Source organism: Pseudomonas sp. ASL8 (assembly GCF_056680355.1).
The window spans coordinates 1,943,962-1,958,059 of record NZ_CM155278.1; the positions used below are offsets into that span (position 1 = coordinate 1,943,962).

The following is a 14,098-nucleotide window of genomic DNA, read 5'->3' on the forward strand; positions in this document are numbered from 1 at the left end:
GTAATGACTGGAGTTGTTATGGCTGATCGGCACGACTACGTGGCCCTCGAATGGGTCAAGGGCGAAATTGCCGAAACGCTCAAACAGGCCCGCCAAGCCCTCGAAGCGTTTGTCGCACACCCACAGGACCCGGCCGCGATGGTCGAGTGCCTGAGCTGTGTGCATCAGGTGCACGGCAGCCTGCAAATGATCGAGTTCTATGGCGCGGCGCTGCTCGCCGAAGAAATTGAGCAGTTGGCGCTGGCGTTGCAGCAAGGCCGCGTGGCGCAACAGGCCGAAGCCGTATATTTGCTGACGCAGGCGATGGTGCAGATGCCGGTTTACCTCGAGCGCATCCATACCGCCAGACGCGATTTGCCGCTTGTAGTGCTGCCGTTGTTGAATGATTTGCGCAGCGCCCGAGGCGAGAGCCTGCTGTCGGAAACCAGCCTGTTTGCCCCGCAGCTGCTCTGCGTTCCCGAACTCGACGCGCAAGCGTTGGCCAGGCTCGACAGCCCGGACCTTGCGGCGTTGCTGCGCAAGTTGCGGCAAATGCTCCAAACGGCGTTGGTCGGTTTACTGCGTGAGCAGGAGGTGCAGACCAACCTCGGTCACATGGCCAAAGTGTTTAGCCGCCTTGAGGCATTGTGCAAAGACGCACCGCTCGGCCTGTTGTGGCAGATCGCGTCGGCGCTGGTCGAAACCATGGCTGACGGCCAGTTCACCAATAGCCCGGCGCTGCGCGGTCTGCTCAAAGAGTCTGACAAGGAACTCAAGCGCTTGCTTGAGCAGGGCATCAGCGCAATCAATCAGCCGGCGCCGGATGAGTTGCTCAAGAGCCTGTTGTTTTATATCGCCAAATCCGACAGTCAGGCGCCGCCCATGCTGCTGCTCAAAGATCAATACGGCCTCGCCGAATCCCTGCCCGATACCGCGTTGGTCGACGAGGAGCGTGCGCGGCTGGCGGGCCCGGATCGCGATGCGATGCGCTCGGTGGTGGTCGCGTTATGCGAGGAGCTGGTGAGGGTCAAAGAGCGCCTGGACGTCTTCGTGCGCAGCGACCGCAAGCACGTTGGCGAACTCAACAGCCTGCTGCCGCCGCTGCAACAGGTCGCGGATACCTTGGCCGTCCTTGGCTTCGGTCAGCCGCGTAAAGTCATCATCGACCAATTGGCGGTTGTCCTGGGTTTGGCTCAGGGCCAACGCGAAGCCGATGACTCTGCGTTGATGGATGTCGCTGGCGCACTTCTATACGTCGAAGCGACCCTGGCCGGGATGGTCGGCACCGTGGAGCAGACGCACCGCGAAGACAGCCGTTTGCCAACGACAGACCTGACCGAGATCCATCAACTGGTGATCAAAGAGGCGCGTATCGGGTTGCAGCAGGCCAAGGACATGATCATCGATTATATCGACGGCCCCTGGGATCGGCAGCGGCTCGAGCCTTTACCCGCGCTGCTGGTGCAGGTACGCGGGGCACTGGCGATGATTCCGCTGGCGCGAGCAGCAAGCCTGCTCGCGGCTTGCAACGAGTACATTGAGGCGCATTTGCTGGCGGACAACACGCCACCGACCTGGGCTCAGCTCGATGGTCTGGCAGACGCCCTCACCAGTATTGAGTATTACCTGGAGCGTTTGGGCCAGGATCACGAAGCACCGGGTGAGCAAGTGCTCGACCGGGCTCAGTCCAGTCTGGAGGGCCTCGGGTATTCACCGATGCCGGACGCCGCTGTCGAGGTGCCGCTGCTCGATGAGGTGATCAGTCAGGACGAGTTGCTTGAGTTGCAGGCCCGGCAGGAGCTGGTCAGCCCGACGCAGACCATCGCCCAAGTGCTTGCCAGTCCAATTTCGGCAGTTAATCCGCCGGCCCTTTATGTGCCGACCAGCCTGCTGCCGCCGCCCGCCGATGAAGAGCGGGTGGACGACGAGCTGCTTGAGGTGTTTCTCGAAGAGACTGATGAGGTGTTGGTGGCGCTTCATGAGCACTTGCCACAATGGTTCGAGGACCCTCGTGACACGCTCGCGCTGACCGAAGTTCGCCGGGCGTTTCATACCCTCAAAGGCAGCGGGCGGATGGTCCGTGCGCTGATCCTCGGCGAGTTGGCCTGGTCAGCGGAGAACCTGCTCAACCGGATCATGGAGAACAGCGTCAAACCCGATCAGCGCGTTCGGCATTTGCTGGCTGACGTGCTGGCCTTGTTGCCTGAGGTTATTCGCGAATTCGCCGACAATGCTCAGCGTCAGCGTGATGATGTCGACCTGTTGGCTGCCTGTGCCCACGCGCTGGCCAAGGGCGAAGAGGTGCTCATCGCTGCGGTCATGGCCCATACCGTCAACGTCAACGATGAGGCGCTGGACCCGCACTTGCTGGAGATTTTCCGTCAGGAAGCGCGAAGCCATCTCGACACGCTCAATCGCTTTCTCGACAGCGCCACCGAAGCCGTGTCCCCGCCCATCAGCGATGACCTGCAGCGCGCCCTGCACACGCTCAAAGGCAGCGCTTACATGGCGGGCGTGTTGCCCATCGCCGAGTTGGCCAGACCCCTGGATCAGTTGGTCCTCGAGTTCAAATCCAATCTGATTCCGCTGAGGCAGGCAGAAATTCAGCTACTGAAGGCCGCCGAACCCTTGTTTCGTCAGGGCCTGGTCCAGCTCGACAGCGACCCTCTGGCTGCCATCGCGGGCGCAGCGGCGCTGATCGACGAGGCGCATTCGCTGCTGGACATCCGCCTGGCGGCTGCCCTTAGCGCACCGAGCAACGGCCTGCGCATCAAGCGCAATCCGCAATTGATCGCGACCTTTCTGGCCGAGGGCATGGACATTCTGCTCGATGCCGAAAGCCTGTTGCAGCGCTGGCAGCAGCATCCCGGCGAGCGCCAGGAATTGAGCGCCCTGCTTGACGAGTTGACCACTCTGGGTCACGGCGCGCACATGGCCGATCTGCCGCAGGTGGATGAGCTGTGCGAGGCACTGCTGGACCTGTATGGCGCGGTTGAAGAAAGCAGCCTGGCGGTCAGCGAGCGCTTCTTTCATGAGGTTGAAAGCGCGCACGAAGCCTTGATCAACATGCTTGACCAAGTGGCGGCAGGCCAAGAGGTGGATGCCAGCCCGGAACGCATTCGGGCCTTGCGCGAATTGCTCGATCAAGCCCTCGACCCTGGCGCCATGGGCCTGATCAAAAGCGACGGTAGCCGCGCGCTGAGCATCACCGAACTGAATGCAGCGACCGAGCAACTCGCGATTGAACAGGCGGTTGAACCCGCGGTTCAGCCCTCTGTGCCGACGCCCGGAGAAACCGATGCACCGCTAAGCGGCCTCGATGACGAGATCGTGGAAATCTTCCTTGAAGAGGCGGTGGATATTCTCGACAGCGCCGGGCAGGCATTGCACCGTTGGCTGTCCGACCCGGACAACCCGTTGCCGCTGTCATCGCTGCAACGCGATTTGCACACCCTCAAGGGTGGCGCGCGCATGGCCGGAATCGGCCCCGTGGGCGATCTGGGTCATGAGCTGGAATCCCTCTACGAAGGCTTGATCGACCGCCGCTACTGTCACTCGTCCGCATTGGCTGACCTGCTGCTGCAAAGCCACGACCTGCTCGCGACCCTGCTGGAGCAATTGCAAGACCATCAGCCGCTTAGCAGTCCGGTTGAGTTGATCGAGGATATCCGTGATTTTCGCCAGGGCACTGGCCAAGGCTCACGCCCTGACGTCGAGCCGAAACCCGCCAGATCAGCGGTCGATATCCTCGAAGAGCGCGACCCTGAATTGCTGGAGATCTTCCTTGAAGAAGGCTTCGACATTGTCGAAAGCTCCGGTGGTGCCTTGGCCCGTTGGCAGGATGAGCCGCAAAACACGGTTGAAGTGGAAAACCTGCTGCGTGACCTGCACACCCTCAAGGGCGGCGCACGGATGGTGGAAATCGCCCCTATTGGCGACCTCGCCCATGAACTGGAGTTTCTCTATGAAGGTCTGTCCGCCGGCGTGCTGCACAGTAATCCACTGCTGATCAGCTTGCTGCAAAGTGGGCACGACCTGTTGGCTGCAATGCTTGACGCCGTGCGTGCGCGGCATCCGCTGCCCAGCGCCACGTTGTTGATCGAGAGCATCCATCGTTTCAGCAGCCCAAACGGTTTGGGGTCGCTCACCGCCAAAGCGACACTGGACGATACGCCGCGCGAGCCAGCCCCCTCCAACGCGGCGGCAGCGTCTTCGACGGCCGAAGCCGAGGCTGAGCGCACCCCGCCGGAAATGGTCAAAGTGGCGGCCGAACAGCTGGAAAGCCTGGTCAATCTGGCGGGCGAAACGTCGATCTTCCGGGAGCGTATCGAACAGCAAGTCAGCGATGCCCATGTCACGCTGGTTGAGATGGAAACCACCATCGAGCGCATGCGCGACCAGTTGCGGCGTCTGGACATCGAAACCCAGGGGCGGATTCTCAGCCGCGAACAGGTGCAAGCCGAGCGCTTGGGCTATGAAGAATTCGATCCGCTGGAAATGGATCGTCATTCGCAGTTGCAGCAGCTTTCACGGGCCTTGTTCGAGTCCGCTTCCGACCTGCTCGACCTTAAAGAAACCCTCGACACCCGAAATCACGACGCGCAAGCGCTGTTGTCCCAACAGGCGCGAGTCAATACGGAGTTGCAGGAAAGCCTGATGCGCACGCGCATGGTGCCGTTCGAGCGCTTGCTCCCACGTTTGCGGCGGATCGTGCGCCAGGTCTCCGGTGAGCTGGATAAACAGGTTCGCTTCGACGTGGGCGACGCAGAAGGTGAAATGGACCGTAGCGTGCTGGAGCGCATGGTCGCGCCGCTGGAACATATGCTGCGTAACGCCATCGATCACGGTCTGGAAAGTGCCGAAGAGCGCCGTGCCATAGGCAAGCCGCAAGAGGGCCGGATCAGTCTGAGCATGGTTCACGAAGGCGGCGATATCGTCATCGAGATGCGTGATGATGGCGGCGGTATTGATCTCGGGGCCGTGCGCCGCAAAGCCATAAAGCGTGGCTTGATGGAAGCGGATGCCGAACTGAGTGATTACGAATTGCTCCAGTTTATCCTCCAGGCCGGGTTTTCCACGGCCGAAAAAGTCACCCAGATCTCCGGTCGTGGCGTGGGCATGGACGTGGTGCACGCCGAGGTCAAACAGCTTGGCGGCTCAATGGTCATCGACTCGACGCCGGGGCAGGGCACGTGCTTTCAAATTCGTTTACCGTTCACCGTGTCGGTCAACCGGGCGTTGATGGTGCAGTGCGGCGAAGAGCAATACGCGGTGCCGCTCAATACGGTCGAAGGCATCGTGCGGGTTATGCCCGGCGAACTGGAAGCCTGTTACCAGTCCGATCCTCCACGCTACCAGTTCGCCGAGCGCAGCTATGAGCTGCGCTACCTCGGCGAGCTGCTGAACAATGGCCTGCCTTCCAAACTGCTCGGCCAGACCCAGCCATTGCCCGTGCTGTTGGTGCATGTGCACGACCATTGGGTGGCGGTGCAGGTGGATGCGCTGGCGGGCTCGCGGGAAATTGTGGTGAAAAGCCTCGGTGCGCAATTCGCCGGGGTGCAGGGCATTTCCGGCGCGACCATTCTTGGCGATGGGCGCGTGGTGTTCATTCTCGACCTGCCCGCGCATATCCGCGCCTTGTATGGTCGTCTGCAAGCGCAGCAAGCCGCCGGCCAAAGCGCGCCGAAGTTCATCGAGGTCGAACAAACCCGTCCGTTGTTGGTGATGGTGGTGGACGACTCGGTGACGGTGCGCAAGGTCACCAGTCGTCTGCTCGAGCGCAACGGCATGAGCGTGCTGACGGCCAAAGACGGGATCGACGCCATGGCGCTGTTGCAGGAACACACCCCCGACATCCTGCTGCTGGACATCGAAATGCCGCGCATGGACGGCTTTGAAGTCGCCAGCAAGATCCGCAATGACGACCGGCTCAAAGACCTGCCGATCATCATGATCACCTCCCGCTCCGGACAAAAACACCGCGACCACGCCATGGCTATTGGCGTTAACGACTACCTGAGCAAGCCGTATCAGGAGTCAGTATTGCTGGAAAGCATCGCCCAATGGAGTCCGGTACATGTCTAGCGCAACCCCCAGCCAGCTGACCACTTTGACGGGGTTGCTGCTGCCCCTGGGTGACCGCAACCTGCTGGTGCCCAACGTCGCCGTGGCGGAACTGATCGACTATCAGGACAGCAACGCCGAACCCGATGCACCCATCTGGTACCTGGGACCGATTTACTGGCGCAACCGCACCTTGCCGCTGCTCAGCTTCGAAGCCACCTGCGGCAGCCGCACCCGTGTCGGCGGCCGGGCCCGTATCGTCGTCCTCAACGCCCTGGGTGGCCGCGCCGACCTTGAGTTCATAGCGCTGCTGACCCAGGGTATTCCTCGTTCCTGCAAGCTCGACAGCCAACTCAGCTACGTCGACGTGCCCTTGGCCGAACTGGAACTGGCAGCGGTGCAAGTCGGCGACACCGTCGCGAAAATCCCGGACCTGGTGGGCCTGGAGGAATTGTTGGTGGCGGCGGGGCTGGTTTAGACGGTGTGGGCTTGCCTGCGAGAAGGCCGGCACGGCCTTCTGGCGGCGGTGAATGCACTACTTTTTCCAGCACTTCGCGCTGGATCGCAGCCTTCGGCAGCTCCTACGGGGAATCATCCTTTGGATGAAATCATTACTCCAACCGTAATGATTTCATCCGTTGCTTGATTGATGCGCTTCACCATTCGCTCATAAGGTGGCTCACGACAGCGAAAACGCGTGGAGTGAGCATGACAATAATAAATACACCCGATCCGCGCTGGTCGCGTCGGCGCAGCGAAAAGCAGCGGCGACTCGAGCAGGTGCGGTCTCTCGCCGATGGCGTGGTGTTGCCGACCGAGAATATCGTCGCCGCGCTGGAGGCCTTGTTGGTCTCCGGCGACCGCGTGGTGCTTGAAGGCAACAACCAGAAACAGGCAGATTTTCTTTCCCGTTCCCTGGCCAAGGTCGATCCGGCCAAGTTGCATGATCTGCACATGATCATGCCCAGCGTCGGCCGGTCCGAGCACCTGGATCTGTTTGAACGCGGCATCGCCCGCAAGCTGGATTTTTCCTTCGCTGGCACGCAAAGCCTGCGCATCAGCCAGTTGCTGGAAGATGGCTTGCTGGAAATCGGCGCCATCCATACCTACATCGAATTGTACTCACGGCTGGTGGTCGACCTGATCCCCAACGTGGTGTTGGCGGCCGGCTTCATGGCGGACCGTGCCGGTAACATTTATACCGGTCCCAGTACTGAGGACACCCCGGCACTGGTCGAGCCGGCAGCGTTTAGTGATGGCATCGTGATCTTCCAGGTCAATCAGTTGGTGGACGATGTCAGCGACCTGCCGCGGGTCGATATTCCGGCGTCCTGGGTCGACTTCGTGGTGGTGGCTGATCAGCCGTTTTACATCGAGCCGCTGTTCACCCGTGACCCACGCCACATCAAGCCTGTGCATGTGTTGATGGCGATGATGGCGATTCGCGGCATTTATGAAAAACATAATGTGCAGTCACTGAACCACGGCATCGGTTTCAACACGGCCGCCATTGAACTGATTTTGCCCACTTACGGCGAGTCCCTGGGTCTGAAAGGCAAAATCTGTCGCAACTGGACCCTCAACCCGCACCCAACGTTGATTCCGGCCATCGAAAGTGGCTGGGTCGAAAGCATCCACTGCTTCGGCACTGAGTTGGGCATGGAAAACTATATTGCGGCGCGGCCTGACGTGTTCTTTACCGGCCGTGATGGCTCGCTGCGCTCCAACCGGATGATTTGCCAGTTGGCCGGTCAGTACGCGGTGGACCTGTTTATCGGCGCGACGTTGCAGGTGGATGGCGATGGTCACTCTTCGACTGTGACCCGTGGGCGCCTGGCCGGTTTCGGCGGCGCACCGAACATGGGCCATGACCCGCATGGTCGTCGTCATGCGACCCCGGCCTGGCTGGACATGCGTCAGCAGACCGGTGACGGTCCGGCCGCCTACCTTGAGCGCGGCAAGAAGCTGGTGGTGCAGATGGTCGAGACCTTCCAGGAAGGTGGCAAACCGACCTTCGTCGAGACCCTGGACGCGATTGATGTGGCGAAGAAGAGCGGCATGCCGCTGGCGCCGATCATGATCTACGGCGATGACGTGACCCACTTGCTCACAGAAGAAGGCATCGCCTATCTGTACAAGGCGCGGACTCTGGAAGAACGCCAGGCGATGATCGCGGCAGTCGCAGGGGTGACGGCCATCGGCATGCGTCACAACCCTAAAGACACAGCGCGCATGCGCCGCGAAGGCTTGATCGCCTTGCCCGAAGATTTGGGCATCCGCCGTACCGACGCCAGCCGCGAATTGCTCGCTGCGAAAAGCGTTGCCGACCTGGTCGAGTGGTCCGGCGGCTTGTACAGCCCGCCCGCCCAATTCAGGAGCTGGTGATGCGCGCACTCAACCTGAAACCCATCGTTGTTTCGCTAGCCGACCGCCTGGCTGACCTGGCCGTGGATGCGCTGATCGATGAAGCAGACCTGTCGCCGAAACCGGCGTTGGTCGACCGTCGCGGCAGTGGCGCGCATCAGGATCTGCACCTGGGCTTGATGCACGCTTCTGCGCTGTCGTTGTGGCCGGCGTTCAAGCACATGGCCGAAGCTGCCCTTGAATTTGGCGTCGTTGGCCAGCCACTGCGCGAGGCCGTGGGGCGGATCGGTCGCGAAGGTGAAGTGGCGATGCTACACACCACCGGTGGCGTGAACACCCATCGCGGGGCGATCTGGGCCTTGGGTCTGCTGGTGACGGCGGTGGCGCTGGAACCGGGCCATTGCACGGCGTCGGGTGTGAGCCTGCGGGCCGCGAAACTGGCGTTGATCGATGACCGCCATTCGCCGTTGCAGAACAGCCACGGTGCCAACGTCGCCCAGCGTTATGGCGCACGCGGCGCTAGGGAACAGGCGCAGTTGGGCTTTCCAGCCGTGATCCAGCATGGCCTGCCGCAATTGCAACGCAGCCGCGCCGCCGGGCACGGCGAACAGAACGCACGACTCGATGCCCTGATGGCGATCATGACCACCCTGGCCGACACCTGCGTGCTGTACCGCGCCGGTCAGCCGGGACTTGAGGCCATGCAATTCGGCGCGCAAAAGGTCCTGGATGCCGGCGGCAGCGCCAGCCTCGATGGTCGGCGTTGCCTGCATGAACTGGATCAACAGCTGTTGAGCCTGAACGCATCGCCGGGTGGCGCTGCGGACCTGCTCGCCGCGTGCCTGTTTATCGATAGCCTTGAGCCTGGGCTCGGCGACCAATCGAGGATTTTTTGATCATGGAAACCCTGTCTTTTGAATTCCCTGCCGGGCAGCCGCCCCTGAGGCGCGCGTTGGTGGGTTGTGTCGGTTCGGGTGATCTGGAAGCGCTGCTTGAGCCGGGTCAGCCGGGCAAGCTATCGATACAGGTCGTGACATCAGTCAACGGCAGTGCCGCCCGTTGGCAGCACTTGTTCGAGCGCATGTTCGACGGGCAATTGCCGCCCGCGCTGGCCATCGATATTCATGATTTCGGCGCGACGCCGGGTGTGGTGCGGTTGCGTCTGGAGCAAGGTTTCGAGGAGATCGGTCATGACTGACAACGCCCGTTTATTGCGTCAGCACAGCTTCGTCGAACTCAACGCTCGCCAGCGTGCTCGCGCCATACTGGATGCCGGAAGCTTTCGTGAGTTGCTCGACCCCTTCGCTCGGATGATGTCGCCTTGGCTGGCCAAGCAAGGCGTTGTGCCGCAGGCCGATGATGGCGTGGTGATCGCCAAAGGTTCTATCGGCGGCCTGCCAGTGGTCATCGCAGCCATTGAAGGCGCGTTTCAAGGTGGCAGCCTCGGCGAAGTCGGCGGGGCCAAGATTGCGGGTGCGCTGGAACTGGCCGCTGAAGACAACCGTAACGGCATTCCAACCGCCGCCGTGTTGCTTCTGGAAACCGGCGGTGTGCGCCTGCAAGAAGCCAATCTTGGGCTGGCGGCGATTGCTGATATCCATGCGGCGATTGTCGATTTGCGCCAGTACCAGCCGGTGATTGGTGTGATTGCCGGGAGCGTTGGCTGCTTCGGCGGGATGTCCATCGCTGCCGGTCTATGCAGTTATATAGTGGTGACTCGCGAGGCGCGTCTGGGTTTGAACGGACCACAGGTGATCGAGCAGGAAGCGGGCATCGAAGAGTACGACTCGCGCAACCGACCTTTCATCTGGAGCCTGACCGGGGGTGAACAACGCTTCGCCAGCGGCTTGGCAGATGGTTTCTCGATTGATGATGTGACGAGTATTCAGCGCCAGGTCGATACGTGGCTCAAGCAGGGCTTGCCTGAACAACAACGCAGCGGTCAATACGCACTGTTTCTGCAGCGCCTGGCGCAGCTGGATACAGCACCCCAAATCGATCCACAGACGGTGCGCACCCTTTATCAAGGAGAACAGCCATGAGCGAGCACGTAACCATGAGCGAGTATTCGCAGCGCGGGTTGCACTGGTTTTTGGCGTTGAGTGGCGGGGCGCGTGAAGTAGTTGGTTTGCCGGCCTCGCTCAAGGTGGCCGACGGCGTGCTGGGCGATGAGCCAGCACGTTTTCTGGCGGTGGTCGCTGACCCTGAAAACCGTTTCCCTCGGGCGCGCAACGGCGAAGTCGGGCTGCTCGAAGGCTGGGGTTTGGCCAAGGCGGTGGACGACGCCATACAGCTGGATCAGCGCAGTGAGCACAAGCGCGCCTTGATCGTCATCGTCGATGTGCCGAGCCAGGCGTACGGTCGGCGCGAAGAAGCGCTGGGCATTCATCAAGCCCTCGCTGGTGCGGTCGATAGCTATGCGCGTGCCCGTCTGGCTGGGCATCCGGTGATTGCCCTGCTGGTGGGCAAGGCCATGTCCGGTGCATTTCTGGCCCATGGTTATCAGGCCAACCGCCTGATTGCCCTGCGCGATCCCGGCGTGATGGTGCATGCGATGGGCAAGGCTTCAGCGGCTCGGGTCACTTTGCGTACGGTCGAAGAGCTGGAAAAACTGGCCGCCAGCGTGCCGCCGATGGCCTATGACATCGACAGTTACGCGACCCTCGGTTTGCTGTGGGAAAGTCTGTCCGTCAGCCAGATCGAGCAACCGACGGCGCAAGACATCGATCATGTTCAGGCGTGCCTGACACTGGCGATCAAGGACGTGCAAGCGACCGGCACTGACCTGAGCAGTCGCCTGGGTGCGAGCAATCGTGCGGCGTCTGCCAAGGTGCGTGAATTGCTGCGGGCGCAGTGGTAAATGAACGCCTCTGTTGCTGTGCGACCCCATGACTTGCTCTGGGGTTTGCCTGTGCACGCGCTGCCTGACGATGCGCCGGGCTGGGTCGCCGAGGCGCTGAGCCTTGGCCATCCGGTGGTGGTGCGTCGTGCGGTGTGTGCGGCGGATCAGATCGCGGTCGGTGTTCGCGGTCAGCAGCGCGAACAGCGCTACGCCACGCTGATCAAGTGCGCTGATGTCCAGCGCCAAGTGCAGCCGGAGCAACTCATTCATGTGAAGAGCCAGGAGGGTCGCGACTGGCCTGCACTGCGAGCGCTGGCTCAGGTTCGGCCTCTGATGGAAGACCTGGGGCTGGTGTGGGGCGTCAGCGGCAGTGCCGGTTTTGAACTGGCCAGCGGGTTGGCTGCGCTGCACCGTGACAGCGACCTTGATTTGATTCTGCGCACGCCTCAGTTTTTCAGCCGCGAGCAGGCGGCCGATCTGGTCCGCGTATTGGATGCAGCGACGACGAGGACGGGCTGCCGGATCGATCTGCAATTACAATTCCCAAGCGGTGGTGTGGCCTTGCGCGAGTGGGCCGGGTCGGCGCGCAAGGTCCTGCTTAAAACCGCTGAGGGCGCGTGCCTGCTCAGCGATCCTTGGCGGTTGAGCGAGTACGCCGCATGAGCAGCCTTATGGTGTTTCCTGGCCAGGGCGCGCAACAGCCGCACATGCTGCATCGGTTGCCGGATGAAGCGCTGGTCCGCGACTGTTTGCGCCAAGCCAGCGACGCACTGGGTGAAGAGGTACTGGCACTCGATTCGGTTGAAGCCCTGGCCGATAGCCGTGCCGTGCAGTTGTGTTTATTGATTGCCGGTGTGGCCTGCGCCCGCGTGCTGATCGAGCGCGCAAGTCCCCCCGACTATGTTGCGGGCCTGTCTATAGGTGCCTATCCAGCGGCGGTGATTGCCGGGTCGCTGGCGTTTGGCGATGCCGTGCGTCTGGTGGCCTTGCGCGGCGAGCTGATGCAGAGCGCTTACCCCCATGGTTACGGCATGACCGCAATCATGGGGCTGGATCAACCTGCTGTCGAAGCGTTGATCGGGCAGGTTCATAGCCCGGCCACCCCCGTTTATCTGGCCAACATCAATGCCGATAACCAGTGGGTGATCGCGGGCAGCGATGGCGCGATGGCGGCGGTCGCCGAGGGTGCGAAAAACAACGGCGCGGCGGCGGTCAAGCGTCTGGCAGTCAGCGTGCCGTCCCATTGTGCGTTGCTGGAGCAACCCGCAGCGGCGCTGGCCGAGGCTTTCGCCAAGGTACCGATGCAGGCACCGACCTTGCGTTACCTCAGCGGCAGTACCGCACGCCTGGTGCTGACTGCCGATAAATTACGCGACGACCTGGCGTTCAACATGTGCCGGGTGATCGATTGGCGCAGCACCGTGCAAACCGCCTACGAGCGTGGCGTGCGCCTGCAGATCGAGTTACCGCCGGGCACCGTGTTGACGGGCCTGGGCAGAAAAGTGTTCGAACAAGGAGCGGCAGTCGCCTTTCAAGGGGCTCGCCTGGATACGTTGAGTGCGCTGCTGCGTGAGGAGGAAACCCGCAACCCATAAACCGTGTGGCAGCTGCGAAGGATAAAAACAACAACTTCGGCAACGCAATGTGAGGATAAAAATAATGATTATTTACGGTGTGGCCTTGCTGGCTATCTGCACCCTGGCGGGCGTCATTCTCGGCGATATGCTCGGCGTGCTACTGGGCGTTAAATCCAATGTGGGCGGGGTCGGTATCGCCATGATCCTGTTGATCTGCGCCCGTCTGTGGATGCACAACCGCGGCGGCATGACCAAGGAATGCGACTTGGGCGTGGGTTTCTGGGGCGCCATGTACATTCCTGTCGTGGTCGCCATGGCCGCGCAACAGAACGTGGTCGCTGCCTTGCACGGTGGACCGGTTGCGGTATTGGCGGCCATCGGTTCGGTGGTGGTCTGCGGTTGCACCATTGCGCTGATCAGTCGAACCCATAAGGGCGAACCTTTGCCGGACGAAGAGCCGACAATCATCCCGGGCGTGACATCGGTAGGGGGGCGTTGATATGTGGGCTCTCATGGAAAAAGGTTTGGCAAATAACGGCCTGGTCACTGCGTTCGCCTTTATCGGCGTGGTGATGTGGATTTCGGTGGTGATTTCAAAAAGACTCACGTTCGGGCGGATTCACGGCTCGGCCATTGCCATCGTTATCGGGCTGGTGCTGGCGTGGGTCGGCGGCACCATGACCGGCGGACAAAAAGGCCTGGCGGACCTCACGCTGTTTTCGGGCATCGGCTTGATGGGTGGGGCCATGTTGCGTGACTTCGCCATTGTCGCCACGGCGTTCGAAGTGCAGGCCAGTGAAGCGCGCAAGGCCGGGTTGATCGGCGCTATCGCCTTACTGTTGGGCACCGTACTGCCGTTTATCGTGGGCGCGAGCATTGCCTGGGCTTTTGGCTATCGCGATGCAATCAGCATGACCACCATTGGCGCAGGTGCAGTGACGTACATCGTCGGGCCGGTGACCGGCGCAGCGATTGGCGCGAGTTCGGATGTGGTGGCACTGTCCATCGCGACAGGCTTGATCAAAGCGATTTTTGTGATGGTCGGCACGCCGATGGCCGCACGCTGGATGGGCCTGGACAATCCACGCTCGGCGATGGTGTTCGGTGGCTTGGCCGGCACGGTCAGCGGCGTGACCGCAGGCCTGGCGGCGACGGACCGTCGGCTGGTGCCTTACGGCGCCTTGACCGCGACCTTCCACACCGGGCTCGGCTGCCTGTTGGGGCCGTCGGTGTTGTACTTCATCGTGCGCGGGATTGTGGGGGCGTAACAAAA

The 14,098-nt window shown here is 61.6% G+C and carries 10 protein-coding genes and 2 pseudogenes; all 12 read left to right on the forward strand.

Annotated elements, in window-relative coordinates; translation table 11 throughout:
* Positions 1–18: 18 nt before the first annotated feature.
* Positions 19–3,652 (forward strand): annotated as a pseudogene (locus AC1MEA_RS08825) (Hpt domain-containing protein); the annotation flags it as partial.
* Between the two features lie 80 nt (positions 3,653–3,732).
* Positions 3,733–6,063: pseudogene (locus AC1MEA_RS08830) on the forward strand (hybrid sensor histidine kinase/response regulator); the annotation flags it as partial.
* Positions 6,056–6,520, forward strand: coding sequence for a chemotaxis protein CheW (locus AC1MEA_RS08835; RefSeq protein ID WP_219063987.1), 465 nt, complete (start codon positions 6,056–6,058; stop codon positions 6,518–6,520). The pseudogene AC1MEA_RS08830 and the gene AC1MEA_RS08835, both read left to right, overlap by 8 nt.
* A gap of 230 nt (positions 6,521–6,750) precedes the next feature.
* Positions 6,751–8,427, forward strand: coding sequence for a malonate decarboxylase subunit alpha (gene mdcA, locus AC1MEA_RS08840; RefSeq protein ID WP_480917445.1), 1,677 nt, complete (start codon positions 6,751–6,753; stop codon positions 8,425–8,427).
* A complete protein-coding gene (locus AC1MEA_RS08845; RefSeq protein WP_480917447.1) occupies positions 8,427–9,302 on the forward strand; it encodes a triphosphoribosyl-dephospho-CoA synthase in 876 nt (291 codons plus the stop codon). Before mdcA ends, AC1MEA_RS08845 begins: the two co-directional genes overlap by 1 nt.
* Positions 9,303–9,304: 2 nt before the next feature.
* Positions 9,305–9,604 carry a malonate decarboxylase subunit delta gene (locus tag AC1MEA_RS08850; RefSeq protein ID WP_219063991.1) on the forward strand — a complete coding sequence of 100 codons (300 nt, stop codon included), beginning with the start codon at positions 9,305–9,307 and terminating at the stop codon, positions 9,602–9,604.
* Positions 9,597–10,448: a biotin-independent malonate decarboxylase subunit beta gene (locus tag AC1MEA_RS08855; RefSeq protein WP_219063992.1), complete on the forward strand. Its 852-nt coding sequence runs from the start codon at positions 9,597–9,599 to the stop codon at positions 10,446–10,448. The genes AC1MEA_RS08850 and AC1MEA_RS08855 overlap by 8 nt, the downstream gene beginning before the upstream one ends.
* A 14-nt stretch (positions 10,449–10,462) precedes the next feature.
* A complete protein-coding gene (mdcE, locus tag AC1MEA_RS08860; protein ID WP_480918115.1) occupies positions 10,463–11,266 on the forward strand; it encodes a biotin-independent malonate decarboxylase subunit gamma in 804 nt (267 codons plus the stop codon).
* Positions 11,267–11,911, forward strand: a complete 645-nt coding sequence (locus tag AC1MEA_RS08865) for a malonate decarboxylase holo-ACP synthase (protein WP_480917449.1) — start codon at positions 11,267–11,269, stop codon at positions 11,909–11,911. It begins immediately after the preceding gene.
* The gene (mdcH, locus tag AC1MEA_RS08870; protein ID WP_480917451.1) at positions 11,908–12,843 is read left to right on the forward strand and encodes a malonate decarboxylase subunit epsilon; all 936 of its coding nucleotides are present in this window, start codon (positions 11,908–11,910) and stop codon (positions 12,841–12,843) included. Before AC1MEA_RS08865 ends, mdcH begins: the two co-directional genes overlap by 4 nt.
* A 64-nt stretch (positions 12,844–12,907) precedes the next feature.
* A complete protein-coding gene (gene madL, locus AC1MEA_RS08875; protein ID WP_219063995.1) occupies positions 12,908–13,324 on the forward strand; it encodes a malonate transporter subunit MadL in 417 nt (138 codons plus the stop codon).
* Between the two features lies 1 nt (position 13,325).
* Positions 13,326–14,093: a malonate transporter subunit MadM gene (madM, locus tag AC1MEA_RS08880; RefSeq protein ID WP_219063996.1), complete on the forward strand. Its 768-nt coding sequence runs from the start codon at positions 13,326–13,328 to the stop codon at positions 14,091–14,093.
* The last annotated feature ends 5 nt before the right edge of the window (positions 14,094–14,098 follow it).

Coding starts and splice junctions, on each gene's coding strand:
- AC1MEA_RS08835 (WP_219063987.1), top strand. CDS start 6,056: ATGTCTAGCGCAACCCCCAGCCAGCTGACCACTTTGACGGGGTTGCTG.
- mdcA (WP_480917445.1), top strand. CDS start 6,751: ATGACAATAATAAATACACCCGATCCGCGCTGGTCGCGTCGGCGCAGC.
- AC1MEA_RS08845 (WP_480917447.1), top strand. CDS start 8,427: ATGCGCGCACTCAACCTGAAACCCATCGTTGTTTCGCTAGCCGACCGC.
- AC1MEA_RS08850 (WP_219063991.1), top strand. CDS start 9,305: ATGGAAACCCTGTCTTTTGAATTCCCTGCCGGGCAGCCGCCCCTGAGG.
- AC1MEA_RS08855 (WP_219063992.1), top strand. CDS start 9,597: ATGACTGACAACGCCCGTTTATTGCGTCAGCACAGCTTCGTCGAACTC.
- mdcE (WP_480918115.1), top strand. CDS start 10,463: ATGAGCGAGTATTCGCAGCGCGGGTTGCACTGGTTTTTGGCGTTGAGT.
- AC1MEA_RS08865 (WP_480917449.1), top strand. CDS start 11,267: ATGAACGCCTCTGTTGCTGTGCGACCCCATGACTTGCTCTGGGGTTTG.
- mdcH (WP_480917451.1), top strand. CDS start 11,908: ATGAGCAGCCTTATGGTGTTTCCTGGCCAGGGCGCGCAACAGCCGCAC.
- madL (WP_219063995.1), top strand. CDS start 12,908: ATGATTATTTACGGTGTGGCCTTGCTGGCTATCTGCACCCTGGCGGGC.
- madM (WP_219063996.1), top strand. CDS start 13,326: ATGTGGGCTCTCATGGAAAAAGGTTTGGCAAATAACGGCCTGGTCACT.